22 protein-coding genes and 1 tRNA gene are annotated in these 25,830 nt (G+C 61.0%); 12 read left to right on the top strand and 11 right to left on the bottom strand.

The window, feature by feature from the left end:
- Positions 1 to 114 precede the first annotated feature (114 nt).
- Entirely contained in the window at positions 115 to 1,143 is a 1,029-nt protein-coding gene (mtnA, locus tag TAN611_RS04685) for an S-methyl-5-thioribose-1-phosphate isomerase (protein ID WP_203067336.1), read from the top strand.
- A 46-nt stretch (positions 1,144 to 1,189) separates the two neighbouring features.
- Here the strand turns inward: mtnA and TAN611_RS04680 are convergent, their stop codons facing one another.
- The 3 genes from TAN611_RS04680 to TAN611_RS04670 are packed head-to-tail and all read right to left on the bottom strand — an operon-like array spanning position 1,190 to position 3,029.
- Positions 1,190 to 1,732 carry an acireductone dioxygenase gene (locus TAN611_RS04680; protein ID WP_160028199.1) on the bottom strand — a complete coding sequence of 181 codons (543 nt, stop codon included), beginning with the start codon at positions 1,730 to 1,732 and terminating at the stop codon, positions 1,190 to 1,192.
- Positions 1,732 to 2,418, bottom strand: a complete 687-nt coding sequence (gene mtnC, locus TAN611_RS04675; protein WP_111737672.1) for an acireductone synthase — start codon at positions 2,416 to 2,418, stop codon at positions 1,732 to 1,734. Before mtnC ends, TAN611_RS04680 begins: the two co-directional genes overlap by 1 nt.
- Positions 2,415 to 3,029: a methylthioribulose 1-phosphate dehydratase gene (locus tag TAN611_RS04670; protein WP_105229915.1), complete on the bottom strand. Its 615-nt coding sequence runs from the start codon at positions 3,027 to 3,029 to the stop codon at positions 2,415 to 2,417. The genes mtnC and TAN611_RS04670 overlap by 4 nt, the downstream gene beginning before the upstream one ends.
- Before the next feature lie 150 nt (positions 3,030 to 3,179).
- Here TAN611_RS04670 and TAN611_RS04665 point away from each other — a divergent pair, with 150 nt between their 5' ends.
- Together TAN611_RS04665 and TAN611_RS04660 are read left to right on the top strand one after the other, a co-directional pair.
- Positions 3,180 to 4,340 (top strand): pyridoxal phosphate-dependent aminotransferase, encoded by a 1,161-nt coding sequence (locus TAN611_RS04665; protein ID WP_111737674.1) that lies wholly within the window; start codon positions 3,180 to 3,182, stop codon positions 4,338 to 4,340.
- A complete protein-coding gene (locus TAN611_RS04660; RefSeq protein ID WP_111737675.1) occupies positions 4,328 to 5,101 on the top strand; it encodes an amidohydrolase in 774 nt (257 codons plus the stop codon). Before TAN611_RS04665 ends, TAN611_RS04660 begins: the two co-directional genes overlap by 13 nt.
- Before the next feature lie 315 nt (positions 5,102 to 5,416).
- Here TAN611_RS04660 and TAN611_RS04655 read toward each other — a convergent pair whose 3' ends face one another.
- On the bottom strand, positions 5,417 to 6,295 hold the full coding sequence (locus TAN611_RS04655; RefSeq protein ID WP_187043573.1) for a siderophore-interacting protein: 879 nt from the start codon (positions 6,293 to 6,295) through the stop codon (positions 5,417 to 5,419).
- Positions 6,296 to 6,316: 21 nt separating this feature from the next.
- Entirely contained in the window at positions 6,317 to 7,519 is a 1,203-nt protein-coding gene (locus tag TAN611_RS04650) for an MFS transporter (protein ID WP_105229911.1), read from the bottom strand.
- Between the two features lie 138 nt (positions 7,520 to 7,657).
- On the opposite strand from TAN611_RS04650, the gene TAN611_RS04645 reads away from it, so the two are divergent.
- The 5 genes from TAN611_RS04645 (at position 7,658) to TAN611_RS04625 (ending at position 15,735) form a co-directional block, all read left to right on the top strand.
- Complete coding sequence (locus TAN611_RS04645; protein ID WP_105229910.1) at positions 7,658 to 9,403, top strand: IucA/IucC family siderophore biosynthesis protein; 1,746 nt, start codon at positions 7,658 to 7,660, stop codon at positions 9,401 to 9,403.
- Entirely contained in the window at positions 9,403 to 10,353 is a 951-nt protein-coding gene (locus TAN611_RS04640; protein ID WP_172606309.1) for a GNAT family N-acetyltransferase, read from the top strand. Before TAN611_RS04645 ends, TAN611_RS04640 begins: the two co-directional genes overlap by 1 nt.
- Positions 10,350 to 12,113: an aerobactin synthase IucC gene (gene iucC, locus TAN611_RS04635; protein ID WP_203067335.1), complete on the top strand. Its 1,764-nt coding sequence runs from the start codon at positions 10,350 to 10,352 to the stop codon at positions 12,111 to 12,113. The genes TAN611_RS04640 and iucC overlap by 4 nt, the downstream gene beginning before the upstream one ends.
- Positions 12,110 to 13,438 (top strand): lysine N(6)-hydroxylase/L-ornithine N(5)-oxygenase family protein, encoded by a 1,329-nt coding sequence (locus tag TAN611_RS04630; protein ID WP_105229907.1) that lies wholly within the window; start codon positions 12,110 to 12,112, stop codon positions 13,436 to 13,438. Before iucC ends, TAN611_RS04630 begins: the two co-directional genes overlap by 4 nt.
- 98 nt (positions 13,439 to 13,536) lie before the next feature.
- Positions 13,537 to 15,735 carry a TonB-dependent siderophore receptor gene (locus tag TAN611_RS04625; RefSeq protein WP_187043578.1) on the top strand — a complete coding sequence of 733 codons (2,199 nt, stop codon included), beginning with the start codon at positions 13,537 to 13,539 and terminating at the stop codon, positions 15,733 to 15,735.
- Positions 15,736 to 15,776: 41 nt separating this feature from the next.
- On the opposite strand, the gene TAN611_RS04620 is transcribed toward TAN611_RS04625, so the two are convergent.
- From TAN611_RS04620 to dalD, 3 genes are all read right to left on the bottom strand, one after another.
- Complete coding sequence (locus tag TAN611_RS04620; protein WP_105229905.1) at positions 15,777 to 17,057, bottom strand: RbtT/DalT/CsbX family MFS transporter; 1,281 nt, start codon at positions 17,055 to 17,057, stop codon at positions 15,777 to 15,779.
- 68 nt (positions 17,058 to 17,125) lie between these two features.
- On the bottom strand, positions 17,126 to 18,589 hold the full coding sequence (gene xylB / locus TAN611_RS04615; protein WP_105229904.1) for a xylulokinase: 1,464 nt from the start codon (positions 18,587 to 18,589) through the stop codon (positions 17,126 to 17,128).
- A 9-nt stretch (positions 18,590 to 18,598) separates the two neighbouring features.
- A complete protein-coding gene (gene dalD / locus TAN611_RS04610) occupies positions 18,599 to 19,969 on the bottom strand; it encodes a D-arabinitol 4-dehydrogenase (protein ID WP_105229903.1) in 1,371 nt (456 codons plus the stop codon).
- Positions 19,970 to 20,252: 283 nt separating this feature from the next.
- On the opposite strand from dalD, the gene TAN611_RS04605 reads away from it, so the two are divergent.
- A complete protein-coding gene (locus TAN611_RS04605) occupies positions 20,253 to 21,194 on the top strand; it encodes a sugar-binding transcriptional regulator (RefSeq protein WP_111737679.1) in 942 nt (313 codons plus the stop codon).
- A 95-nt stretch (positions 21,195 to 21,289) separates the two neighbouring features.
- Here the strand turns inward: TAN611_RS04605 and TAN611_RS04600 are convergent.
- Both TAN611_RS04600 and dnaQ read right to left on the bottom strand, forming a co-directional pair.
- A tRNA-Asp gene (locus TAN611_RS04600) sits at positions 21,290 to 21,366 on the bottom strand.
- Positions 21,367 to 21,522: 156 nt separating this feature from the next.
- The gene (gene dnaQ, locus TAN611_RS04595) at positions 21,523 to 22,260 is read right to left on the bottom strand and encodes a DNA polymerase III subunit epsilon (RefSeq protein ID WP_105229901.1); all 738 of its coding nucleotides are present in this window, start codon (positions 22,258 to 22,260) and stop codon (positions 21,523 to 21,525) included.
- A gap of 72 nt (positions 22,261 to 22,332) precedes the next feature.
- Here dnaQ and rnhA point away from each other — a divergent pair, with 72 nt between their 5' ends.
- A complete protein-coding gene (gene rnhA / locus TAN611_RS04590) occupies positions 22,333 to 22,800 on the top strand; it encodes a ribonuclease HI (protein WP_015671062.1) in 468 nt (155 codons plus the stop codon).
- On the opposite strand, the gene TAN611_RS04585 is transcribed toward rnhA, so the two are convergent.
- Positions 22,801 to 23,520, bottom strand: coding sequence for a class I SAM-dependent methyltransferase (locus TAN611_RS04585; protein WP_105229900.1), 720 nt, complete (start codon positions 23,518 to 23,520; stop codon positions 22,801 to 22,803).
- A 44-nt stretch (positions 23,521 to 23,564) separates the two neighbouring features.
- Here TAN611_RS04585 and gloB point away from each other — a divergent pair, with 44 nt between their 5' ends.
- Positions 23,565 to 24,320 (top strand): hydroxyacylglutathione hydrolase, encoded by a 756-nt coding sequence (gene gloB / locus TAN611_RS04580; RefSeq protein WP_203067334.1) that lies wholly within the window; start codon positions 23,565 to 23,567, stop codon positions 24,318 to 24,320.
- A gap of 72 nt (positions 24,321 to 24,392) precedes the next feature.
- Positions 24,393 to 25,784: a murein transglycosylase D gene (mltD, locus tag TAN611_RS04575; RefSeq protein WP_105229898.1), complete on the top strand. Its 1,392-nt coding sequence runs from the start codon at positions 24,393 to 24,395 to the stop codon at positions 25,782 to 25,784.
- The last annotated feature ends 46 nt before the right edge of the window (positions 25,785 to 25,830 follow it).

Below are 25,830 nucleotides of genomic sequence, written 5' to 3'. Positions count from 1 at the left end.
AACAGGATCTTATTTTTTTAGACGTAAAGGCATTTGGACATCTATACATCCGAAAATCATGTTGGCAGAATAGCGCTACAGATGCAATACGCTCGTAACAAGGATTTAACTGCTATGCGCCCTCTTAACACCACCAGTTTGATACTGCGCGACAACCGGCTGTGGATCCTCGATCAGCAGGCGTTGCCCCAGGAAAAACACTGGCTTGCCAGCGACAGCGTTGAAGAACTCGTCGGCCATATCCACGCCCTGCGCGTGCGCGGCGCACCGCTGATCGGGCTGTCCGCCAGCCTGCTGCTGGCTCTGCTGGCCGAGCGCGGCCTCGCCCGCGACGACGTCATGCAGGCGCTGAGCACGCTGCGGGCGGCGCGGCCGACCGCCGTTAATCTGATGAATAATCTGGATCGCATTAAGCAGGCGCTGGCGCAGCCGGCGTGGCGCGCGGCGGTAAGCGCGGAAGCCTGGCGGCTGGTGGAAGAAGATCGCGCCCTGTGCGACCGCATCGCCGACCACGGCGCTGCGCTGGTCGCCCCCGGCAGCCGGCTGCTGACCCACTGCAACACCGGCGGGCTGGCCACTGCCGGCATCGGCACGGCGATTGGCGTGCTGCTGCGCGCCCACCAGCAGGGCAAAGTGGAACGCGTGTGGGTGGATGAAACCCGTCCGCTGCTGCAAGGCGGCCGGCTGACCGCCTGGGAACTGGGTGAGCTGGGCATCCCCTACCGGCTGATCTGCGATTCGATGGCCGCCAGCCTGATGGCGCAGGGACAGGTCGATGCGGTGTGGGTCGGCGCCGATCGCATCGCCGCCAACGGCGACGTCGCCAACAAGATCGGCACCTACAGCCTGGCGGTGCTGGCGCATTATCACGGCATTCCGTTTTACGTCGCCGCACCGCACACCACGCACGATCCGGCCTGCGCCGACGGCGCCGCCATTCCGATTGAGCAGCGCGCCGCCGAGGAAGTGGCCGGCGTCAGCGGCAGCTTCGGCCAGTGCCGCTGGGCGCCGGAAGACGCCGACGTGTATAACCCGGCGTTTGACGTAACGCCGTCAGCGCTGATTAGCGGTTGGGTGCTGGACAGCGGCGTGATTACGCCGCAGCAGGTCAAGGCGGGGATTTTCCAGCGGGCGCTGGGGTAACGCTGTAACAGGGCTGATTATGCAGCCCTGTTGATCACCCGGCGCGTTAATCCAGACGCGGGAACGCGTCAGCGATCGGATCGCCGGTAAACTGCGCGATCCAGCCCTGCGGATTATCAAACACGCGAATGGCGGTAAAATGCGGCGCGGCGCCCATATCAAACCAGTGCGGCGTATGGGCCGGCACCGAGATCAGATCGTTTTTTTCACACAGGATCTGATACACCCGCTGGTTCAGATGCAGGCAAAACAGCCCGGCGCCCTCGACAAAGAAACGCACCTCATCTTCGCCGTGGGTATGTTCCGATAAAAACTTCTGCCGTAGATCCTCGCGCTGCGGATGATCCGGGCGCATGGCGATCACATCCCAGCTTTGGTAGCCCTTTTCCGCCACCAGCCGATCGATGGCGTGCTGATAGGCGGCGATCACCGCCTCCGGCTGCGGATCGTCCTCCAGCACGCGATCCGCCTGCCAGCGTTCGAAACGCACGCCGACCTGCTCCAGCTGCCGGCGGATCTGCTCGCCGTCGCGGCTCTGCCACAGCGGCTGCTGCGGCTGTTCATCGCTATAAATGGTCAAGGCGCTCATCAGCAAAACTCCCCTAAGTCGATACGATCAAAACGGTTAACCTGCGGGTGGCGGCTGTGCGGATCGTCCTCGCCGCGAATCAGCTGACAACCGTGCCAGCCGGCGTCGTGCGCCGCGTCCAGCTCCTGGCGGATATCCGACAGGAACAGCAGTTCGGACGGCGCCAGGCCGATGGCCGCGGCGATATTGCGGTATGAACCCGCCTCGCGTTTGGCGCCGACGCGGGTATCAAAATAACCGCTGAACAGCGGCTGCAGATCGCCGGCTTCGCTGTAGCCGAACAGCAGTTTCTGCGCTTCAACCGAGCCGGAGGAGTAGACATACAGTCCGATACCCTGCCGCTGCCACGCCGCCAGCTGCGTCGCCACCTCCGGATAGAGATGGCCGCGAAAGTCGCCGTTGTGGTAACCGCTGCGCCAGACGATGCCCTGCAGCGCCTTCAGCGCGGTGGATTTGCGATCTTCATCCATAAAACGGTACAGAGCGGCGATCAGCTGCTCGGCATCGGCCTGCGGCTGCGCGATCTCTGCCCGCAGCGCCGCCAGCGCCTCGGCCACCTCGCCGTCGTCCGCATGGCGGCGTACATAATCGGCCAGATGCTGGCGGGCGTAGGGAAACAGCACCTGATGCACAAAGCGGATATCGCTGGTGGTGCCTTCAATATCGGTAACAATCGCGCGAATCATTGCGCCTCCAGTAAACGACGTTGCAGTTCACACTGGAATAAAAACTCCAGCCCTTCAAGGTGACGGCGCGCTTCCTGCACCTGCCGCCCCCAGCAGTACAGCCCGTGGCCGCGAACCAGAAAACCGTACGCCAGCGGCGTCTGTTCGGCATAGGCCGACACCTGCGCCGCCAGCCGGGCAATATCCTGGTCGTTGTCGAAGATCGGGATGCATACCTCGTCCTGATGGCTGCGCTGGCCGCTGAGCGATTTTTGCATTTCATAACCCTGCAGCCGCAGCGCGCTGCCCTTTTCCACCCGCGACAACACCGTGGCATTGACCGAGTGGGTATGCAAGACGGCGTTCACCTGCGGATAGAGACGATACAGCAGCGTATGCAGGCCGGTCTCCGCCGACGGGGTGCGCCCGTCCGGCGCGGCATTGCTGGCGATCTCCACCCGCAGAAAATCCTGCTCGCGCAGGCTGCCCTTATCCCTGCCGGATTCGGTCACCAGGCAGTGTTCGTCATTCAGGCGCAGCGACATATTGCCGCCGGTAGCCGGGCACCAGCCTTTGTCGCCAATCCAGTGGCAAACGGCCAGCAGCGCGCTGAGTTGCTCGTTTTCGCTCATGAGTATCCCGCAGTGAAAGGTACGGATGGCAGCGCCGATGCGATTCGGCGACCGCCTCACAGATATAGCCATCTAAACGTCTTGATTGCCAGATACTAGCATCGTGCTATATTGTCAGCAACATCAGCATAATGGGACACCACATCGCTTATGACGCTTTCCGCACCGACTCCCGACAGTAAACTGCCCGCCCTCGGCACCACCATTTTCAGCCAGATGAGCGCGCTGGCGCAGCAGCATCAGGCGATTAACCTGTCGCAGGGCTTCCCCGACTTCGACGGCCCGGGCTATTTAAAGCAGCGTTTGGCCTGGCACGTCGAACAGGGCGCCAACCAGTACGCGCCGATGACCGGCGTCGCGCCGCTGCGCGAGGCCATCGCCGACAAAACCGCCGAGCTTTATGGCTGGCGGCCGGACGCCGGGACGGAAGTGACCGTCACCGCCGGCGCCACTGAGGCGCTATTCGCCGCCATCAGCGCGCTGGTGCGGCCGGGCGATGAAGTGATCTGCTTCGACCCGAGCTATGACAGCTACGCCCCGGCGGTGCAGCTGTGCGGCGGCATTCTCAAACGCATCGCTCTGCAGCCGCCGGCGTTTAACGTCGACTGGCGGCAGTTCCGCGAACAGCTGTCGTCGCGCACCCGGCTGGTGATCGTCAATACGCCGCACAACCCGTCCGCCACCGTCTGGCAGGCCGAAGATTTACAGCAGCTGTGGCAGGCCATTGCCGGGCAGGAAATCTACGTGCTCAGCGATGAAGTGTACGAGCATATCTGCTTTGCCGATAATGGCCACGCCGGCGTACTGGCCCATCCCCAGCTGCGCCAGCGGGCGATCGCCGTCTCTTCCTTCGGTAAAACCTTCCATATGACCGGCTGGAAAGTGGGTTACTGCGTCGCGCCGGCCGCGCTGAGCGCCGAAGTGCGCAAGGTGCATCAGTATCTGACCTTTGCGGTCAATACCCCGGCCCAGCTGGCGCTGGCGGACATGCTGCGCGCCGAGCCAGAGCACTGGCGTCAGCTGCCGGCGTTTTACCGCGCCAAGCGCGACCGCTTTGTGCAGGCGTTAAGCCGCAGCAGGCTGGAAATTCTGCCGTGTGCAGGTACATACTTCTTACTGGCGGATTACAGCGCCGTGTCGGATCTGGACGACGTGGCGTTCTGCCGCTGGTTAACGGAACAGGTGGGCGTAGCGGCGATCCCGCTGTCGGTGTTCTGCGCCGATCCTTTCCCTCATAAATTGATCCGGCTGTGTTTTGCCAAACAGGATGACACGCTGGATGCGGCTGCGGAGCGGTTATGTCGACTTTAAAAATTACCCTGTTGCAGCAACCGCTGGTATGGCGCGACGGGCAGGCCAACCTGCAGCATTTCGACCGGCTGCTGGCCGATATTCACGGCCGCGATCTGATCGTGCTGCCGGAGATGTTCACCACCGGTTTTGCTATGGACGCCGGCGAAAGCGCGCTGCCCGAACGCCAGGTGATTAACTGGCTGCACGGCTGGGCGATCAAAACCAATGCGGCCATCGCCGGCAGCGTGGCACTGAAAACCGACAAAGCGGCGGTGAACCGTTTTCTGCTGGTGGAGCCGGGCGGCACGGTGCACGCTTATGACAAGCGCCATCTGTTCCGCATGGCCGGCGAACACCTGCATTATCAAGCGGGAAAACGACGGGAAATCTTTGAATGGCGCGGCTGGCGGATTTTACCGCAGATCTGTTACGACCTGCGCTTCCCGGTCTGGTCGCGCTGCCAGCAGGATTATGATTTGGCGCTGTACGTCGCCAACTGGCCGGCGGCGCGCAGCCAGCACTGGCAAACGCTGTTGGCGGCGCGCGCCATTGAAAATCAGGCTTACGTGGCCGGTTGCAACCGGGTCGGCGAAGACGGCAACGGGCTGAGCTACAGCGGCGACAGCCTGATTATCAGCCCGCAGGGAGAGACGCTGGCCAGCGCCGATGCCGGTGCTGCCGCGCGCCTGGACGCCGATCTGTCGCTGGAGAATCTGCAGATCTATCACACCGCCTTCCCCGCCTGGCGCGATGCCGACGATTTTCTGCGCCACGATTAATCCCCAGGGCGCGCTCAGGCGCGCCCGCCTTCCTGACGACGGCAGCGGCCTGCCAAGCCAACAAGCCAACAAGCCAACAAGCCAACAAGCCAACAAGCCAACAAGCCAACAAGCCAACAAGCCAACAAAATATTAGCTTAACAAGCTAACATCAACGCAGTCGTCGTGATTAAATCGATAAATTATTAACTTAATAGCTTATTTAATTAATAACTAAAAAAGGCTGATAACCCATTAAGTTATCAGCCTTATTAAGCAGCAAACCCATTGTTAAAATAATAACTTATTAAGCCGCTAGCCTGGCGGCTTACGCTATCAGCACCAGTAGGCCATAAAGTTGACCGTGGAACGATCCAGGTCGCATTCGCCGACCAGATAGCGGCGCAGCGATTTCACCGTCGACGATTCGGCGGCAACCCAGGCGTAAAAGCTGCAGGCGCCCTCAGCCCTTTCCCACAGCACCTCGCCGCCCAGGCTGTTTTCCGCCAGCGACTGCGCTTCGGCGCGCGCAGAATCGGGAATCGTCACCCGGCGGCGCACCGACTCCAGCAGCAGCGTGCCGTGCAACTGCTGCGGCCCGACGTCACGCGGCAGCCAGAACACCTCGGCAAACGGGAACTGCGCCACGCTGACGCAGTCGCCGGCCAGCGGCACTTCAAAAAAGGCCTGCACCCGCGGCGGGTTGTCCTGCTGCGCCAGCCGTTCGAGAATGCCCATCGCCGCCGGCAGCGCGGTTTCATCGGCAATCAACAGCGCCTGGTTCATCTGCGCCGGCGGCGCCCATTCATAACCGCCGCTGTCGCCGGCAAAATCGGCGTTGGGCGCCACAATCTGAATGGCGTCGCCCACCTGCGCATGCGTTGCCCAGGCGGAGGCCGGGCCGCTGTCGCCGTGCAGCACAAACTCAACGTCCATCTCCTGCCGCTCACTGCGCAGCGCACGCAGGGTATAGGTGCGCATCACCGGCCGCTGCGCCTTCGGTATCGCCATATAGTCGCGATACCAGTCATCGCCGTTCGCCAGCTGCAACGACTGCCCTTCCGCACTCGGGAACAGCAGCTTGATACGCTGGTCCGGCGCTTCCAGCTTCATCCGGCTCACCTGCGGACCGCTGAAGACGCAACGCACCAGCGACGGGGAAATCTGGCGTTTCTCGGTTAACTGAACATCAAAAATACGATAGCTCGCGGACATCTGACGGCCTCTCCCGCTTATTTATTTTTCTCGCCGGCGCCATAGCCAGCCGCTTACGCCGCCCAGCAGGACGGCCATCGCCAGCGCCGCCGCAATCAGCTGCGACTCGCCGTAAAATTTCGCCACCGCCGGCACCATCAAAGCGCTCAGCCCGTAGCCCAGCGTGTGGCTGGTGGCGATAACCCCGGAACCTTTGCCGGTAGAGAGTTTGTCATTCAGCAGCAGCTGGTAACCCGGCGTGGCCATCGCTGCGCCAAATGACGTCAGCGCACAGCCCAGATAAAACAGCGCCAGCGGCTGTGCGCACATCAGTGCCAACCCTACCACCATCAGCAGCGCGGCAATTAGCAGCAGCTGCGCTGGCGGAAAACGCTGCGGCCGCACCACCAGAAACTGCGCCAGCAACGTACAGCCGGCCGCCACGCTCAGCAGGATCGCCACATGGTGGCTGACCAGCGTTGTCGAATTCTGGAAGAGCGGGGTCAGATGCGGCGCCAGCCCCAGCTGCATCAGGCTGACCGCCGCCGCCAGCAGCAGAGCGCACAGCAGGTACGGCAGCATATGCCATTGCAAACGGTTTTGCTGCTGCGCCACCGGCGGCAGCGGCGGATCGTTCTGCTGGCGGCACACCACCAGCAGGGCAAGCAACGGCGCCAGGGCCATCAGCCACAGCGGCGCCATCGGATGTAGGGAGAGCGCCAGCGCCGCGCACAGCGGCCCCAGCAGACGGCCGCAGCTCAGCCCTGAACTGATGGTGGCCAACGCCGCCATGCGACGCTCATGGCCGGCGCGCTGCAGCGCCCAGGTCTGGCTGGCGGGCACCATGCCGGACACCGTCAGGCCGTACAGAATACGCGCCGCCACCAGCGCGCCGAGGCCCGCCAGCGGGGGCAGCCAGCCTGCCGCCAACCCCCATACCGCCAGCGCCAGCAGCGCAAAGCTGAGCAGATAGCCGCCCAGCGCCATCAGCACCACATATTTACAGCCGCGCACTTCGCACTGCCGTCCCCAATAGGGGGAACCGACTAAAAACAGCATCGAACCGAGCGTCAATAATCCTGCCCAGACCGACAGAGACAGGTGGGTCATGCTGACCAATGCCGGCAGCGCCACCAATAAACCATTTTGCCCGATGCCCAATAAGCCGGCACAGAACGCCAGGGGCCAGTTGGCAGGCGCAATGTTGTCGCCTGCAAGAACGTCCGGTTGTGGGGATAGGCTCATGAAAAGTAAAGTAACCGTTAAGAAAATAAGAGTTTTACGTGCGATTTATGCTAAAAATTGTACCACGGGATTATTGTGAATGTGAACCATTCTTGATATAAGAATCATTCTCAATTGTTTCATAGTGAATCTGGGATCATGACTATTCAGTTTGCAACCGCAAAGAACGATGTGGCTGCGCAGTGTTTTCTCAACGCATTAATGCGCGAAACCCGGGATTGGCAAGTTCTTCCGGCCACCGACCACCAGCAACATCCTCAGCTCCATATTCCTCTTAATCACCATCAGGCTATCCGCATTAATCTGCGCTACACCTCACCGACGCAGCACCACCACTACCTGTTCCCGGCCTATCTGCATCAGTCAGACGACGGTCAGGCGACGGCGCTCAGCGTCGAGCAACTGGTGGATCTGCTGCTGGCCAAGCCTGCGGTAAAAGGCGAACTGAACGACCAGACCGTGGCGCGCTTCCGCCAGCGCGTGCTGGAGAGCCACGACAATACGCAGCAGGCGATCGCCGTGCGTCTCGACTGGCCGACGCTGCGCGACCGGCCGCTGAACTTCGCGCAGGCGGAACAGGGATTGCTGGTCGGCCACGCGTTCCACCCGGCGCCGAAATCCCACGAACCGTTCGATCCGCAGCAGGCGCGGCGCTATCTGCCGGACTTCGGCGCGCGCTTCCCGCTGCGCTGGTTTGCCGCCGACAAGCGCGTGGTGTGCGGCGACAGCCTGACTCTGACGCTGCAACAGCGGCTGCAGCGCTTTGCCGCTGAAAGCGCGCCGCAGCTGCTGGCGCATTTTACCGATGACGTCTGGCTGCTGCCGATGCATCCGTGGCAGGCCGACCATCTGCTGGCCCAGCCGTGGTGCCAGTCGCTGGTTGAACAGGGGCTGCTGCGCGATCTGGGCGAGGCCGGCGCACGCTGGCTGCCGACCAGTTCCTCCCGCTCGCTGTACAGCGAAAGCAACCGCGACATGATCAAATTCTCCCTCAGCGTGCGCCTGACCAACTCGGTGCGTACGCTGTCGGTCAAAGAAGTCAAACGCGGCATGCGGCTGGCGCGGCTGGCGCAAACCGAGCGCTGGCAGACGCTGCAGGCGCGCTACCCCACCATGCGCGTGATGCAGGAAGACGGCTGGGCCGGTCTGCGCTCCGCAGACGGCGAGATTCAGGAAGAGAGCCTGATGGCGCTGCGGGTCAACCTGCTGTTCGATCGCCCTGATACGCAAACCAACGTGCTGGTGACGCTGACCCAGGCCGCGCCGGACGGCGGCGACAGCCTGCTGGCGGCGGCGGTGCGCCGCCTGGCCGCACGCCTTGATCTGCCGCTGGCGCAGGCCGCGCGCTGCTGGCTGGACGCTTACTGTAACCACGTGCTGCTGCCGCTGTTCAGTACCGAAGCGGACTACGGCCTGGTGCTGCTGGCGCACCAGCAAAATATTCTGGTGGAGATGCAGCAGGATCTGCCGGTCGGCATGCTGTACCGCGACTGTCAGGGCAGCGGTTTTACCCACAGCGCGACGCCGTGGCTCGATCAGATCGGCGAAGCCGAAGCGGAAAACCGCTTTAGCGAACAGCAACTGCTGCGCTACTTCCCCTACTACCTGCTGGTGAACTCCACGCTGGCGGTCACCGCCGCGATGGCCGCCGCCGGTTTCGACAGTGAACAAAACCTGATGGGACAGGTGCGCGACGCGCTGGCCGGCCTGCGCGCTACGGCGCTCGACACCCGCTGTCTGGACTACGTATTGGACAGCAGCCACTGGAACTGCAAGGGCAACTTCTTCTGTTACCTGCACGACCATAACGAAAACACCATCGTCGACCCTGCGGTGATCTACTTTGATTTCACCAACCCGCTGCGCGCGCAGGAGGATAAATAATGTCGATCGCCAAACTGATGCATGCCGCCGGCGGCTTCCGCTGCGAAATGCTGGCGCAAAACCTGCCGCTGAGCCTCGGGCTGGACGGCAGCGCGGTACTGCACCCGCCGGGCGTCGCCCTGCCCGACGGCTGGCTGGTGCAGGCGCTGGATCAGCTGTTGGTCGCCGCGCCGCAGCTGACGGGCATCGCCCTGCCGTATGCCGCATGGCGTGAAGAGCCGCAGGCGCAGGCGCTGTTCGCCCTGGCGCACGGCGACTATCTGGCGCGTGAAGCCTTTTACCAGCTGCCGCTGTGGCTGACGGCACCGCGCGCGCCGGCCGGCGGACAGATGCAGTACGACGCCGAACGCGAGCTGTGGTTTCCGCAGCGCCCGGCGCGTCCGCAGGGCGAGGTCTACCGCCGTTTCGACCCGCAGATCAAGCACACGCTGAGCTTCCGCCTGCCGGAAGTGGCGCAGGATGCGGAGCGCTTCACCCGCTGGATGAACGCCCCGCGCGTCGCCGCATTCTGGGAGATGACCGGCCCGCAGGAACAACAGGCGGCCTATCTGCAGCGTCAGCTGGATTCCAGCTACTGCTACCCGCTGCTGGGCTGCTTCGACGACCAGCCGTTCGGCTATTTCGAAGTCTACTGGGCGGCGGAAGACCGCATCGGCCGCCACTACCGCTGGCAGCCGTTCGACCGCGGCCTGCATATGCTGGTGGGCGAAGAAGCGTGGCGCGGCGCGCAGTTTATCCGCAGCTGGCTGCGCGGGCTGACCCACTATCTCTATCTGGACGAGCCGCGCACCACCCGCGTGGTGGCCGAGCCGCGCGCCGACAATCAGCGCCTGTTCCGCCATCTGCCGGCGGCCGGCTACCAGACGGTGAAGGAGTTTGATTTTCCGCATAAGCGCTCACGCCTGATCGTCAACCAACGTCACGATTTCTTCCAGGGGCAAGCGGTATGAATCTCACGGAATACACGGACTGGCAGCACGTCAACCGCCAGATGATCGCCAAGATCCTGGCGGAACTTGAGTATGAACGCACGCTGCGCGCCGAAGCCGAAGCCGAAGCCGAAGCCGAGGGCTGGCAGCGCATCGCGCTGGGGGATACGGTCTACCGCTTCCGCGCCCGGCGCGGCATCTGGGGCTGGCTGCATATCGACGCCGATTCGCTCTCCTGTGGCGACCAGCCGCTGGCGGCAGACCAGACGCTGCGCCAGCTGGCGCAGGTGCTGACCATGAGCGACGCGCAAATCGCCGAGCACCTGGAAGATCTGTACGCCACCCTGCGCGGCGATCTGCAGCTGCGGGCGGCGCGCCACGGCATGAGCGCGCAGGATCTGATCGCACTGGATCCTGATGAGCAGCAGTGCCTGCTGGCCGGCCACCCGAAGTTTATCTTCAATAAAGGCCGGCGCGGCTGGGGGCTGGAGGCGCTGCAGCGCTATGCGCCGGAGTATCAGGGGCAGTTTTGCCTGCACTGGGTGGCGGCGCGGCGCGACAGCTTCGTCTGGTGCGCCGATGACGACTATCCGCTGGATAACCTGCTGGACAGCGCCATGGACGTCAGTGAGCGTCAGCGTTTCGACCGGCGCTGGCAGGAACTGAAGCTGACGCAGGATTGGATTCCCGTGCCGCTGCATCCGTGGCAGTGGCAGCAGAAAGTCGCCCTGCACTTCCTGCCGCAGCTGGCGAGCGGCGAACTGGTGGAGCTGGGGGAATTCGGCGATCGCTATCTGGCCCAGCAATCGCTGCGCACGCTGACCAACGTCAGCCGCCGCTCGGCCTTTGATATCAAGCTGCCGCTGACCATTTACAACACCTCCTGCTACCGCGGTATTCCCGGTAAATATATCGGCGCCGGCCCGGCGGCCTCCCGCTGGCTGCAGCAGATCTTCGCCGGCGACGCCACGCTGCGCGCCAGCGGCGCCCAGATTCTGGGCGAACCGGCGGCCGGCTACATGGCGCACCAGACCTACGCCAGCCTGCCGCAGGCGCCCTACCGCTATCAGGAGATGCTCGGCGTGATCTGGCGTGAAAATCCGTCCGGCTATCTGCAGGAAGGTGAGCAGGCGATACTGATGGCGACGCTGATGGAAACCGACAACCACGGCCAACCGCTGATCGCCGCCTATATTGAGCGCTCCGGCCTCAGCGCCGAGGCCTGGCTGACGCAGATGTTCCGGGCGGTGGTGATCCCGATGTACCACCTGATGTGCCGCTACGGCGTGGCGTTGATCGCCCACGGCCAGAACATCACTCTGGTGATGAAGGATTACGTGCCGCAGCGCGTGCTGCTGAAGGATTTTCAGGGCGATATGCGCCTGGTGGAGCAGGAATTTGCCGAAGCGGCGTCGCTGCCGCAGTCGGTGAAGGACGTCACCGTGCGCCTGCCGGCCGACTACCTGATTCACGATCTGCAGACCGGCCACTTTGTCACCGTGCTGCGCTTTATCTCCCCGCTGATGGCCAGTTGCCAAATCAGCGAAGAACGTTTTTATCAACTGCTGGCGACGGTGCTGCAAGACTATATGGCGCAGCACCCGGACATGGCGGAACGCTTTGCACTTTTCAGTCTGTTTAAACCACAAATTATTCGCGTGGTGCTCAACCCGGTGAAACTTACCTATTCAGAACACGATGGCGGCAGCCGCATGTTGCCGAACTATCTGCAGGATCTGGATAACCCGCTTTATTTGGTCTCCAAGGAGTCTGCCCAATGAATCAGCCCCTCGATTTCATCGGCATCGGTATCGGTCCGTTCAACCTCAGCATTGCCGCGTTGGGCAGCGAAGTCGACGGTTTCAACAGCCTGTTTCTCGAACGCAAACCGCACTTCTCCTGGCACCCGGGCATGATGGTGCCGGATTGCCATATGCAAACCAGCTTTCTCAAGGATCTGGTCAGTGCGGTGGCGCCGACCAACCCGTACAGCTTTCTCAACTATCTGGTAAAACGTAAAAAGTTCTACCGCTTCCTGACCACCGAACAGCGCACCGTATCGCGCGAAGAGTTTGCCGACTACCTTGACTGGGCGGCCAACGGACTCAGCTCGCTGGCATTCAGCCAGGAGATCCAACGGGTGGAATTCAACGATACGCAGCGGCTGTTTGAGGTCACCACCCAGCGCGGCACCTTCCGGGCGCGCCACGTGTGCCTTGGCATCGGTAAAAAACCGCTGCTGCCGGAGTGCGTCAGCGAGCAGAACGATCGCTGCTTCCACGCCAGCGAAATGGCGCTGCGCAACCCGGATCTGGCCGGCAAACGCGTCACCGTGGTCGGCGGCGGCCAGAGCGGCGCCGATCTGTTCCTGAATATTTTCCGCGGCGAGTGGGGCCAGCCGGTACAGCTCAACTGGGTATCGCGCCGCAACAACTACAATGCGCTGGACGAAGCGGCGTTCGCCAACGAGTACTTTACGCCGGACTACGTGGAAAGCTTCTATACCCTGAACGACAGCGCCAAGCAGCGCATGCTGACGGAGCAGAAGATGACCTCGGACGGCATCACCACCGAGTCGCTGCTGGCGATTTACCGCGCCATGTATCACCGCTTTGAAGTGCTGCGCGAAACGCCCTGGGCGCGCCTGCTGCCCAGCCGTTCGCTGGCGGCGATGCAGCCGCAGGGCAACGGCTACCAGCTGGTCACCCACCACCACCTCGATCAGGGCAAAGAGACCTTTGACAGCGACGTGGTGATTTTCGCCACCGGCTATCAGCCGGAGCGCCCGGCGTTTCTGGCGCCGCTGGCCGACCGGCTGCGGCTGACCGACGACGATAACTATCGCGTGGCGCCGGACTTTACGCTGGAATGGGACGGGCCGGCGGAAAACTGCCTGTTTGCCGTCAATGCCGGCATGCACAGCCACGGCATCGCCGAACCGCAGCTCAGCCTGATGGCCTGGCGCGCGGCGCGCATTCTCAACCGGGCGCTGGGGCAGGAAGCGTTTGATTTAACCTCAAGCCCGTCGCTGATTCAGTGGCGTAGCCAACAATCCGGGGCGACAGCACGAAATGAGCAATCTATGCTGAATTATTCTGAATTTTAGTTTTTAATATTCATCCCTGCGGCGAGCAAGGCGCGCGAAGCCGCGTCCGCCGCCGGGATGCGCAATAATCACAACAACGGGAAAGATTGAGAATAACGATGAAACGCAAGCACCTCTGGATACTGAATCCCTGCCTGCTGGCCATGCTGGCGCCGACCGCTTGGGCGGACGATCAAAAAAATGAAGACCAGTTGGTCGTTTCCGCCAACCGTATGCACCGCAGCGCGACGGAAATGGCGCAGACAACCTGGGTGATTGAAAGCCAGGAAATTGAACAGCAGGTGCAGGGCGGCAAAGAGATCAAAGAGATCCTCGCCCAGCTGATCCCGGGGATGGACGTCAGCAGCCAGGGGCGCACCAACTACGGCATGAACATGCGCGGCCGTTCGATGCTGGTAATGATTGACGGCGTGCGCCAGAACTCCTCGCGCACCGACAGCCGTCAGCTCGATTCGATCGACCCGTTCAATATCGACCATATTGAAGTGATCTCCGGCGCTACGTCGCTGTTCGGCGGCGGCAGCACCGGCGGCCTGGTGAATATCGTCACCAAAAAAGGCCAGCAGGAAAAACAGGTGGAGCTGCAAATCGGCGGCAAAACCGGCTTCGGCGGCCATAACGACCACGATGAAAACGTGGCGGCGGCGGTCAGCGGCGGTAACGAACACGCCTCCGGGCGCCTGTCGGTCTCCTATCAGCGCTACGGCGGCTGGTATGACGGCAAGGGCAAAGAGGTATTGATCGACAATACCCAAACCGGCCTGCAATATTCCGACCGCATCGACGTGATGGGCACCGGCACCCTGAATATTGACGACCACCAGCAGCTGCAGCTGACCACCCAATATTACAAAAGCCAGTCCGACGGCGACCACGGCCTGTATCTGGGAGAGAATTTCTCGGCGGTCACCGGCAACGGCACCGCCTCCAACAGCGGCAATCTCGACTCCGACCGTATTCCCGGCACCGAACGTCATCTGATCAACCTGCAGTACTCCAACACCGATTTCTGGGGCCAGGATCTGGTGGCGCAGGTCTATTACCGCGATGAGTCGCTGACCTTCTACCCGTTCCCGACCCTGAGCAAACAGGGCGACGTCACCAGCATCGGCGCGTCGCAGCAGAAAACCGACTTCTACGGCGGCAAGCTGACGCTGAACAGCAAGCCGGTCGACGGCCTGACGCTGACCTACGGCGTCGACGCCGAGCATGAAAGCTTTAACGCCAACCAGCAGTTCTTCGATCTGGATAAGGCGAAGCAGTCCGGCGGCATGCACCTGGAGAACAGCTACAACGTCGGCCGTTACCCCAGCTACACCACCACCAACCTGGCGCCGTTCCTGCAGGCCAGCTACGACATCAACCCAATCTTCACCCTGAGCGGCGGCGTGCGCTATCAGTACACCGAGAACAAGGTGGATGATTTCGTCGGCTACGCGCAGCAGCAGGGCATCGCCAACGGCTTGGCCAACTCCGCCGACGCCGTGCCGGGCGGTAAAACCAGCTACAACAACGCGCTGTTCAACGCCGGCCTGCTGGCGCATCTGACCGAACGCCAGCAGCTGTGGTTCAACTTCTCGCAGGGCTTCGAGATCCCGGATATCGCCAAATACTACGGTTCTGGCAACTATGATCTGGTTAATGGCCACTATCAGCTGAAAAACAGCGTCAACGTCAATGACTCCAAGCTCGACGGCATCAAGGTCAACGCTTACGAGCTGGGCTGGCGCTACACCGGCGATAACCTGCGCACGCAGGTGGCGGCTTACTACTCGCTGTCCGACAAGACCATTTCGATCAACAAGACCGATATGACCATCAACCTCGACGACGATAAGCGCCGGATTTACGGCGTGGAAGGGGCGGTGGATTACTTCTTCGACGACGGCGAATGGAGCACCGGCGCAACCTTCAACCTGATCAAGTCGCAGACCAAGGTTGACGGCAAGTGGGAGAAACTGACGGTCGATACCGCCAGCCCGTCAAAAGCCACCGCTTACGTCGCCTGGGCGCCGGGCGACTGGAACCTGCGCATGCAGTCGCAGCAGACCTTTGACGTCTCCGATGCCGACGGTAAAAAAATCGACGGCTATAACACCGTCGATTTCCTGGGCAGCTACATGCTGCCGGTGGGGAAAATCAGCTTCAGCATCGAGAACCTGCTGGACAAAGACTACACCACCACCTGGGGCCAGCGGGCGCCGTACCTGTACAGCCCGACCTACGGCGCGCCTGAGCTGTATAGCTACAAAGGCCGCGGCCGCACCTTTGGTCTGAACTACTCGGTACTGTTCTGATCCCTGCCCGAACGGGGGCGCGCCGCGCCCCCGCTTTTCCCTTATGACGATATCCCGGCGGTTTCGCCCTCGCCGCTTGTCTGCCGGCCAATTCCCGGCTGCTCGACGCGAATCAGCGGACAGAGGAAAAACGCCAGCACATACAGCGCCGTGTACGCCACCACCACGCCGATGGTGCTGAAGTACGGCAGCAGCACCACCGCAATCGCCGGCGCCAGGAAGTTCGACATGCCGGCGGACAGGTTATACACCGAAATCGCCGCGCCTTTATGCTTCGGCTCCAGCGCCGGGAACACCGCCGCCATCGGCACGAACGCCGCGACGAAGATCCCCAGGGCAACCGCCGGAATCAACGCCATGGCGAAGTTATGGCCGAAATGCTGCGGGATGTAGTAAAACGCCAGACTGGAGAGCGCCATGCCCACGCAGCCGAACCAGCGCACCACCTTCATCCAGCCCATCTTCTCCGCCACAATGCCCCAGAATACGTTGGAGAAAATGGTGGTAAAGAAGAACACCGCCCATACCTGCAGCCACTCCGGCGTGGTGAAGCCCAGCTCATCGACGAACATCAGCGGCATAATGACCGCAAAGCCGAACAGCGACAGCGTGTTGATAATGCGCACCATGCTGGAGAGCAGAATGCTGCGGTTGGTGTACAGCAGCGTCACCGCGCGGCTCAGTTCGCCGAACTTCTCGCGGGTGGTGAGGTTGCGCATATGGCGCGGCGTTTCGGTATTGCGCAGCGCCACCATCGAGATAATGCCGCCGATCACACAGAACACCAGCGCCAGCCACAGGGTGCCCAACTCACCGATCTGCGGAATGGTAAAGCTCGGAATATAGCTGCCGAGCACGCCGATGCCGATGGAATACACCGCCCAGAACCAGCCCAGCGCCGAGCTCGCCCTGTCGCTCGGCACGTTATGCACGATGGCGACGATAAAGGCGTACAAGAACAGCGGATAGGCCAGGCCGCGAATGCCGTAAAACAGCAGAATCAGCGGATAGTTGGCATCGCCCAGGCCGAACACCAGGAACAGCACGTGGAAAATGCACCACATGACAAAGCCGATCATCATGGTTTTCTGCGGAGTGATAATCTCCGCCACCACGCCGGAGATCCAGGCGGCCAGCGCCGCCGCCAGCCCGTAAAGGGTGAAGGCGAAAGAGGCCTGCGCCGGCGTAAAGCCCAGCTCTTTAATGTAGTGCGACAGGAAGGCCAGCTCGAAACCGTCGCCGGTCATAAAGACCGCAATGGCGATATATCCCCATATCAGGTTCAGGGGCAGTCCGAGCCACTGTTTGTTGTTTACCGACATAATGACCTCGTTTTCAGGGTACCGAGGGCCGCCCTGCGAGCGGCCGCGATGTATTATTGTTATTAAAATCAGTGCTTACGGTAATTCAGGTCGTTGACATACAGCGCATTGAACTGCGCATAGCGCGTCATCAGCCGCTGATGGCGCGCCGCCTCCGGCCGCCAGGTGCGGAAGATTTCCGGCTTTTCACACACCGCCGCCAGCGGCTTGCCGGCCGCCAGGCAGGCCAGACGCGCCGCGCCCAGCGCGCCGCCGGTTTCGCCGCCTTTATGCGTCACCACCGGCAAATTCAGGATGTCTGCCAGCAGCTGCGCCCAGAACGGGCTGCGGGCGCCTCCGCCCACCAGCGAACACTGTTCGATACGGGTGCCGCTCTCCTGCAGCACCCGCAGTCCGTCCGCCATGCCGAAGCTCACGCCTTCCAGCACCGCGTAGCCCATCAATGCGCGCTGGCTGGCATGGTTCAGCCCCCAGAACATGCCGCCCGCATCCGGGTCGTTATGCGGCGTGCGTTCGCCGGACAGGTACGGCAGAAACAGCGGCGCGGCGGCTTTTTCTTCCTCGCTCAGCTGGGCGATCTCCTCCAGCAGCGCGTTTTCCGTGACCCCCACCAGCCGGCAGAACCACTGCAGACAGCTGGCGGCGCTGAGCATCACGCTCATCTGGTGCCACAGATTCGGCAGCACGTGACAAAAAGCGTGCACCGCCGACTGCGGCGCCGGCCGGTAAGCCTCCGTCACCACAAACAGCACGCCGGAGGTGCCCAGCGAAATAAACGCATCGCCCGGCGACACCGCGCCGACGCCGATGGCGCTGACGGCGTTATCACCGCCGCCGCCGGCCACCAGCACCGATGGGTTCAGCCCCCAGCGCGCGGCCAGCTGCGGCTCCAGCGTGGCGGAAACCTCACAGCCTTCCACCAGCGCCGGCATATGACGCCGCGACAGGCCGCACTTATCCAACAGCGCGTCCGACCAGTCGCGGCGCGCCACGTCCAGCCACAGCGTGCCGGCCGCGTCCGACATATCGGAGATTTTTTTACCGGTCATTTGGTAGCGCAGATAATCCTTCGGCAGCAGTACCGTCGCGATGCGGGCAAAATTGTCCGGTTCATGGCGGCGCACCCACAGCAGCTTCGGCGCGGTGAAGCCCGGCATGGCCAGATTGCCGGCCACCTGATGCAGTTCCGGCGCGATGTCTTCCAGTTCCACGCACTCCTGCGCGCTGCGGGTGTCGTTCCACAAAATAGCCGGCCGAATAACCTCATCGTTGTCATCCAGCAACACCGCGCCGTGCATCTGCCCGGACAGCCCTATCGCCTTGATGGCTGACCAGTGCTGGCCGCACTTTTCACGCAGCGTGGCCATCAGATAGTCCGTCGCTTCCCACCAGGCCTGCGGCGCTTGTTCCGACCAATGCGGCTGCGGCCGCTGGATGGTCAGCGGCGCGCTGTGGCTGGCGACAATCGCGCCATTTTCATCCACGATCAGCGCCTTGACTTCGGATGTGCCAAGATCGATGCCTAAATACATAGCCGCCCCTCAGTTAATCAGCGCGTAAACCGCAGCAATCTTCTCGCGCAGCAGCGCGACAAAATCCGCCCGCTGCGTCAGTTCGCCAAACAGCGCGCTGTCCTGCGCATAGGCGGCGATCGGATCGTCCGATTCGAACATCGCATGCACCGCCGGCGCATTGAGAATGCCGTCCTGATAGTCGTACGGCAGCCCCCCCTGATGCCATCGCTCCATAAAGACAAAGAACAGCGCCGGCAGCATGGCGGTGGCCTCCGGCCGCGCGCCGCGCTGGTAGCACTCCTGCAGGGTAGGTGCAATCATCGCCGGGATCTTGGAGAAGCCGTCCGCCGCCACCCGCTGGTTGGTATCCTGAATATGGGGATTGGTGAAACGCTTGAGCACCACGTCGCGGTAGGTGGGCAGATCGATGCCGTTGTCCCCTAAGCTTGGGATCACGTCCTGTGTGACATAGCGGTCGGCAATGGCGTAAACCGCGGCGGTCAGCGTACTCTCATGGATATATTGCTGACCGAGCAGCGTACCGGCCCAGGCGATGCAGCTGTGCGAAGCGTTAAGAATGCGGATTTTCGCCTCTTCGTAAGGGATCACCGATTCCACCAGCTCCACGCCCACGGCGGCCAAGTCCGGGCATCCGGCGCGGAAATTGTCTTCCACCACCCACTGGATAAAGCTCTCCCCCATCACCGGCGCTTGATCGTCGATCCCGGTTTGCGCCTTGATGCGCGCCGGCAGATCCGCCGCCGGACGCGGCGTGATGCGGTCAACCATGGTATTCGGACAGCTGGCGTTGGCCGCCAGCCAGTCGCTGACCGCGCTTTTGCCGGTCAGCTGCAGGAATTCCGTCAGCCCGTCGTGGAAGCGATCGCCGTTGTGGCGCACGTTGTCGCAGCTCAGCAGCGTTAACGGCCCGGCATTCTGCGCCATCCGCTGTTCCAGAATTTTGGTAATCGCGCCGTAAATGGTTTTGCAGTCGCCGTTCAGGTCGGCCGCCAAATCGGCATTCTCCACGTCCAGTTTGTGGCGGGTATTCAGGTAGTAGCCGCCTTCGGTCACGGTAAACGCGATCACCTTCGTCTGCGGCCGGGCGCCCTCCTCAATCAGCGGCTGCAGATCCGGCTGCCACGGCAACAGCGTCTGAATCGAAGTAATCTCTTCATACTCGCGCTCGCCGTCCGGGCTGACGGTTTCCAGCACATAGCGCCCGTCTTGCGCCGCCAGCGCCTGCACCACCTGTTCCGCATCATTACGGATATTGCCGGCGGCAATATGCCAGCGCCGGTCACCGCCGGCGATCAGACGGTGCAGATACCACGCCTGATGCGCGCGGTGAAAAGATCCCAGACCGATATGCAGCCACGTGTTTTGATCGTTGTTCATGATTCAACTCCCCAGTACGGTTATGCCGCCCACTGTAGATGATCATTTGAGTTGAATAAGAGCCATGGATCACAAAAGAGCAAAAGACCAATAAAATTACATATGACCAATAGTGAGCAAATAACTTGCCTGAAGACATAGCTGACGACACAATGAAGGCCTTATTCCGACAGGCGCTTTTCCGCTTTCATTCACATGCGGACAGCGCGCTGGCAGAGGCTCCCCCGCGCGCATGACGCCGCTACCGGGGGCGGGCGTGCGGCTTTTACCTGAGGCAAAGTTCGTGAGTAAAGAAGATGATATCCGGCTGGATCAAAAGGTCCGCGCCGCGTGGATGTACTACATCGCCGGTCTTAACCAGAGCGAAATCGCCAGCCAGCTCGGCACATCACGGCCGGTAGTGCAACGGCTGATCGCGGCGGCAAAGGAAGAAGGCATTGTCTCGATCGGGCTGCATCACCCGGTGGCCAACTGTCTGGACTATGCGCAGCTGCTGCAGGAAAAATATCGCCTGCTGGAGTGTAACGTGGTGCCGGCTTACGGCGGCGAGGGAACGCTGGACAGCGTCTCTTTCGGCTGCCAGCAAATCATGGCGCGCTACCTGCGTGACGCCGAGGCCAAGGTGATCGGCATCGGCTCCGGGTTGACGCTGAAAAAAACCATCCACCGCATCGACTTCAGCAGCCAGAACGCCCGCTGCGTCGCCCTGATCAGCGCCATGAACGAAAACGGCGAGTGTAACTATTACGACGATGTGCCGCTGCTGCTGGCGCGGAAAATCCAGGCGAAGTACTACCAATGGCCCGCACCGCGCTACGCGCAAACCACGCAGGAACACGCCATGTGGAGCGGCAGCCGGCTGTACCGCAACGTCTCGGCGGTGGCGGAAAACTCGGACGTGATCTTTGTCGGCATCGGCGCATTGGGCACGCAAAGCCCGATCTTCAAAGACGGCTTTATCGACCAGCCGCAGCTCGCCGAGCTGACCGCTCTCGGTGGGGTCGGTGAAATTCTGGGGCGCTTTATCGACGGTGACGGGGAAGTGCTCGACTGTGCGATCAACCGGCGCAATACCAGCTACGATATCCGCCGCAGCGATTGCCCGCGCATCGCCGCAGCCTGCGGTGAAGATAAACGGCCGGCGATACTGGCGGCGCTGAAAGGCGGCTGGATCAATGGGCTGGTGACCGACGAGCACAGCGCCCGCTGGCTGCTGACGCGCTGAACCCGACGCTGCGCACACCGCGCGGCGCAGGATGCGCTGAATCGCAGAAACGAAAAGGCCCGATGTTATTTGTTAATAACATCGGGCCTGAATAGTGGCGGAACGGACGGGGCTCGAACCCGCGACCCCCTGCGTGACAGGCAGGTATTCTAACCAACTGAACTACCGCTCCGCGTCGTTCCCTCTTGCGGGGGAACGACGCGAATATTACGGATGAGCGCGCATTCCGTCAACGCCTTTTTTTCGGGAAAAACGCCGTTTGCACAGTTTTTCAGCTAACCGGACAAGCGAGTGATTTTATTGCGCTTTTTTTCGCCGCGAAACGCCGTTATTCTACGCGCCACAGGCAGTTGCCGCCGCCCTTTTTCGCCACCAGATCCAGGCGCGCCTCATGGGCAACCAGCTCTTCATCGCTGGCGTACACCACTTTCATCGCATTAGCCGGACGCACGATACGCTGCACCTCCTGCACCGAGTCGCTCTGCTGGGTATCTCCTTCCATCTGGAACGCCATCGAGGTCTGGCCGCCGGTCATCGCCAGATAGACTTCCGCCAGGATCTCGGCATCGAGCAATGCGCCGTGCAGCGTACGCTTGCTGTTGTCGATTTCGTAGCGGCTGCACAAGGCATCCAGGTTGTTGCGCTTGCCCGGGAACAGGCGGCGCGCCATCATCAGGCTATCGGTGATGGTACAGAAGGTATCGGTATTCGGGATATCCCGCTGCAGCATGCGGAATTCGTGATCCATAAAGCCGATATCGAACGATGCGTTATGAATAACGAGTTCGCCGCCGCGGATAAAGTCGAGAAACTCGTCGGCAATCTGATCGAAGGTGGGCTTGTCGGCCAGGAATTCATCGCTGATGCCGTGAACGCCGTAGGCTTCCGGATCCACCAGCCGATCGGGTTTGACATACACATGATAGTGGCGGCCGGTCAAACGCCGGTTGATCACCTCTACCGCACCGATTTCGATGATGCGGTGCCCTTCATAGTGAACCCCTAGCTTGTTCATACCGGTGGTTTCGGTATCAAGAACGATCTGTCTGGTTGGTGTAGTGATCATATTGCAGTGCTCATCGCGCTCGTTTATGTCAGACTTGGCTTTTAAAACCTAATTAGGAAGAGTCTACCAGAGATGCTCAAACAGGTAGAAATTTTCACCGACGGCTCATGCCTTGGCAACCCCGGCCCCGGTGGTTACGGCGCTATTTTGCGCTACAAGCAGACGGAAAAAAGCCTCAGCGCCGGCTATCGGCTCACCACCAACAACCGCATGGAGCTGATGGCGGCGATTGTCGCGCTGGAAACCCTGACCGCCCCCTGTGCGGTGGTGCTCAGCACCGACAGCCAGTACGTCCGTCAGGGGATCACCCAGTGGATCCACAACTGGAAAAAGCGCGGCTGGAAAACCGCCGACAAAAAGCCGGTCAAGAATGTCGATCTGTGGCAACGGCTGGATCTGGCGATCGCCCGCCATACCGTGCAGTGGGAATGGGTCAAGGGCCATGCGGGCCATCCGGAGAATGAACGCTGCGACGTGCTGGCGCGCGAGGCGGCCGGCAACCCGACTCAGGAAGACAGCGGCTATCAGCCGGACGCCTGATTACGGCAGTTTGCGGTAGCTCTTGGTCGCGCCGACCGCGCGGCCAAGGGACGGTTTACGCGCCCCCATTCTCAGCGGCGTCGGCGTCAGCGGCAAGGTGCGCTTACGCGCCACTATCAAGCTCATACAGCCCAGCGCCGGCAGATGCGTGCTGAGAAACTGCCCCCCTTTGCGATGCCACGGCAACACGTGGAAGCGCGTCTGACAAAGCACTTCATAATTCAACAGGCTCAGCCAGTCCAACAGCCGCATCTGTGTGAACATGCGGCTGGCGTACGGCTGGCGCTGACGCAGCCGCGGCACCAGTTTTGCCAGCCCCAGCAGGCTGAACGGGTTAAAGGCGCTGATCACCAGCCAGCCGTCATCAACCAGAATGCGGTCCACCTCACGCAGCATACGGTGCGGATCGTCGGCGTAGGGCAGGCTGTGGGCCAGCAGGCAGGCATCCACCGACTTGGCGGCAAACGGCAGTTGGTAGACGTCGGCGCGCACCTGGAGCGCCGCGCCGCTCATCCCCACGTTGACCTGGTGGGAGATAGCGCACTTGTCAGTGGTCAGCTCCGCGCTCAGGCTACCGATTTTCAACAGATGAAAACCAAACAGTTTCGGCCACCAGGGTTGCAACTGCTGCTCCAGCGCTGCACGATAATATTCCCCCCATGGCAACTCGGCCCACGACTGCGGACTATGAAGCTTTTGTAGAGTGTGGGCTGGTTTCATGATTTATTATCTTCTTTCAAGCCGTTGCCAACGAGAGGTGTCCCATGAATCTTATCAGCATTCCTGCCTTCCAGGACAATTACATTTGGTTATTAGACGACCAGCAAGGCCGCTGCGTCATTGTCGACCCGGGCGAGGCGCCGCCGGTGCTGGCGGCATTGCAGCGCCTGCAGCTGACGCCGGACGCCATCCTGCTGACCCATCATCACCACGACCACGTGGGCGGCGTCGCGCAAATTGTCGCGCAATATCCGGCCCTGCCGGTATACGGCCCGCAGGAAACCGCCGATAAAGGCGCGACGCAGGTGGTTAAAGGCGGTGATACGATCGATGTCGGTGGCAGAAACTATCAGGTGATGGCGGTTCCCGGCCATACGCTGGGCCATATCGCCTTTTACAGCGCTCCTTATCTGTTCTGCGGCGATACGCTGTTTTCCGCCGGCTGCGGACGTTTATTTGAAGGCACCGCAGAGCAGATGTACCACTCATTGCAACAATTCATGCAACTTCCCGATAACACCTTAATTTGCTGCGCTCATGAATATACGCTGGCAAATCTTAAGTTTGCACGGGCTATTCTGCCGCAAGATCGACAAATAGAAACATATCAGCAACAGGTTGAGGCATTACGGGCAAAAGGCCAACCCAGCCTGCCGACAACCCTGCAATTAGAGCGAAAAATAAACGTATTCTTACGTTGCCATGACACTGATTTACAAAAAGAATTAGGCTTTAACTCTCCACCGGACGACCTTGATTCGGCTTTTTCCGAATTACGCCGCCGGAAGGATACCTTTTGAAGCTTTTGGTTGTGTTGATTGGCGAAGCACAGTATTATTGCTCGTCTTTTAAGCAACCACATTGACACACACATGAAGGCTAAAGCGATATTACTCGCCTCAGTCTTGCTTGTTGGTTGCCAGTCGTCCAAGCAGGACGCGCCGGCTCCAGAACAGCATGCACAGAGTTTGTCTTCGGCAGGTCAAGAAAGTGAAGCAGGAAAGTACACAGCAAATAGTCGAGCGAGCTCGGCGCAGTGGCTGAATAAAAACGGCAACAGCGCCCAGCAGCAAGATCTGTGGAACTTCATTAGCGACGAGCTGAAGATGGAGGTTCCGGAAAACTCCCGGATCCGTGAACAAAAAAGAAAGTATTTAAAAAGTAAGAGCTATCTCCACGATGTAACATTACGGGCTGAGCCGTACATGTACTGGATAGTCGAGCAGATTAAAAAACGCAATATGCCGATGGAACTGGTACTGCTACCCATAGTGGAGAGCGCTTTTGACCCACACGCGACCTCGAGCGCCAACGCCGCAGGGCTTTGGCAGATCGTGCCGCAAACGGGTCGTAACTATGGTTTAAAGAACAACAAATGGTATGACGGACGTCGTGACGTCGTCGCCTCAACCACGGCGGCGCTGAACATGATGGAATACCTGAACCGCATGTTTAAGGGAGACTGGCTGCTGACCGTTGCCGCCTATAACAGCGGCGAAGGTCGCGTGATGCGCGCCGTCAAGGCGAACCGCCGCCAGGGTAAACCGACCAACTTCTGGGCATTGTCGCTTCCGCGTGAAACGTCAATCTATGTCCCGAAAATGCTGGCGCTGAGCGAGATTATCAAGCACAGCAAAAAGTATGGCGTGCGTTTGCCGAAAACGGATGAAAGCCGGGCGCTGGCGCGTATCGACGTCGGCCAGCAGATGCGTCTGACCCAGGCGGCCGAGCTGTCCGGGCTGTCGCTGACCAAGATTAAGGCGTTTAATCCGGGTTACAAAAAAGGTGTGACCGCGCCTAACGGGCCTCATTACATCATGGTTCCCCAAGGGCATGCCGATCAGCTGAAAGGGTCGCTGGCTAACCGCGAGGTTGCCGTGACACAGCCAACCACCCAGTTGGCGAAAAACAGCGGCCTGACCGGCGGCAGTACCTATAAAGTGCGCTCCGGCGACACCTTATCGGGCATTGCCCAGCGGCTGAACCTCAGCACCAGCGATCTGCAGAGCTGGAACAACCTGCGCAGCAAAAGCACGCTGAAGGTTGGACAAACGCTGCAGGTAGCCCGCAATGGCGGCAGTAACAGCAGCATCACCTACCGCGTACGCAAAGGTGACTCGCTGGCCAGCATTGCGCGTCGTCACGGCGTTGAAATTAACGACGTGATGCGCTGGAACAGCGCGCTCGAACGCAAGAACAGCAGCTTGCAGCCGGGCCTGACGCTGACGTTGTTTGTGGACAACAATGCCTCGCCGGATACCTGACCGCGCGTAAACGTAAAAAAGCACCTTTCGAGGTGCTTTTTTATTG

This window comes from Serratia sp. Tan611 (genome assembly GCF_905188235.1).
Taxonomy (GTDB): domain Bacteria; phylum Pseudomonadota; class Gammaproteobacteria; order Enterobacterales; family Enterobacteriaceae; genus Serratia_B; species Serratia_B rhizosphaerae.
This window is presented reverse-complemented; position numbering and strand designations above follow the sequence as displayed.

Coding starts and splice junctions, on each gene's coding strand:
- TAN611_RS04630 (WP_105229907.1), top strand. CDS start 12,110: ATGAATCAGCCCCTCGATTTCATCGGCATCGGTATCGGTCCGTTCAAC.
- rnhA (WP_015671062.1), top strand. CDS start 22,333: ATGCTCAAACAGGTAGAAATTTTCACCGACGGCTCATGCCTTGGCAAC.
- mtnA (WP_203067336.1), top strand. CDS start 115: ATGCGCCCTCTTAACACCACCAGTTTGATACTGCGCGACAACCGGCTG.
- dalD (WP_105229903.1), bottom strand. CDS start 19,969: ATGAACAACGATCAAAACACGTGGCTGCATATCGGTCTGGGATCTTTT.
- TAN611_RS04670 (WP_105229915.1), bottom strand. CDS start 3,029: ATGAGCGAAAACGAGCAACTCAGCGCGCTGCTGGCCGTTTGCCACTGG.
- mtnC (WP_111737672.1), bottom strand. CDS start 2,418: ATGATTCGCGCGATTGTTACCGATATTGAAGGCACCACCAGCGATATC.
- mltD (WP_105229898.1), top strand. CDS start 24,393: ATGAAGGCTAAAGCGATATTACTCGCCTCAGTCTTGCTTGTTGGTTGC.
- TAN611_RS04620 (WP_105229905.1), bottom strand. CDS start 17,057: ATGTCGGTAAACAACAAACAGTGGCTCGGACTGCCCCTGAACCTGATA.
- iucC (WP_203067335.1), top strand. CDS start 10,350: ATGAATCTCACGGAATACACGGACTGGCAGCACGTCAACCGCCAGATG.
- TAN611_RS04640 (WP_172606309.1), top strand. CDS start 9,403: ATGTCGATCGCCAAACTGATGCATGCCGCCGGCGGCTTCCGCTGCGAA.
- dnaQ (WP_105229901.1), bottom strand. CDS start 22,260: ATGATCACTACACCAACCAGACAGATCGTTCTTGATACCGAAACCACC.
- xylB (WP_105229904.1), bottom strand. CDS start 18,589: ATGTATTTAGGCATCGATCTTGGCACATCCGAAGTCAAGGCGCTGATC.
- TAN611_RS04665 (WP_111737674.1), top strand. CDS start 3,180: ATGACGCTTTCCGCACCGACTCCCGACAGTAAACTGCCCGCCCTCGGC.
- gloB (WP_203067334.1), top strand. CDS start 23,565: ATGAATCTTATCAGCATTCCTGCCTTCCAGGACAATTACATTTGGTTA.
- TAN611_RS04645 (WP_105229910.1), top strand. CDS start 7,658: ATGACTATTCAGTTTGCAACCGCAAAGAACGATGTGGCTGCGCAGTGT.
- TAN611_RS04585 (WP_105229900.1), bottom strand. CDS start 23,520: ATGAAACCAGCCCACACTCTACAAAAGCTTCATAGTCCGCAGTCGTGG.
- TAN611_RS04660 (WP_111737675.1), top strand. CDS start 4,328: ATGTCGACTTTAAAAATTACCCTGTTGCAGCAACCGCTGGTATGGCGC.
- TAN611_RS04650 (WP_105229911.1), bottom strand. CDS start 7,519: ATGAGCCTATCCCCACAACCGGACGTTCTTGCAGGCGACAACATTGCG.
- TAN611_RS04655 (WP_187043573.1), bottom strand. CDS start 6,295: ATGTCCGCGAGCTATCGTATTTTTGATGTTCAGTTAACCGAGAAACGC.
- TAN611_RS04680 (WP_160028199.1), bottom strand. CDS start 1,732: ATGAGCGCCTTGACCATTTATAGCGATGAACAGCCGCAGCAGCCGCTG.
- TAN611_RS04625 (WP_187043578.1), top strand. CDS start 13,537: ATGAAACGCAAGCACCTCTGGATACTGAATCCCTGCCTGCTGGCCATG.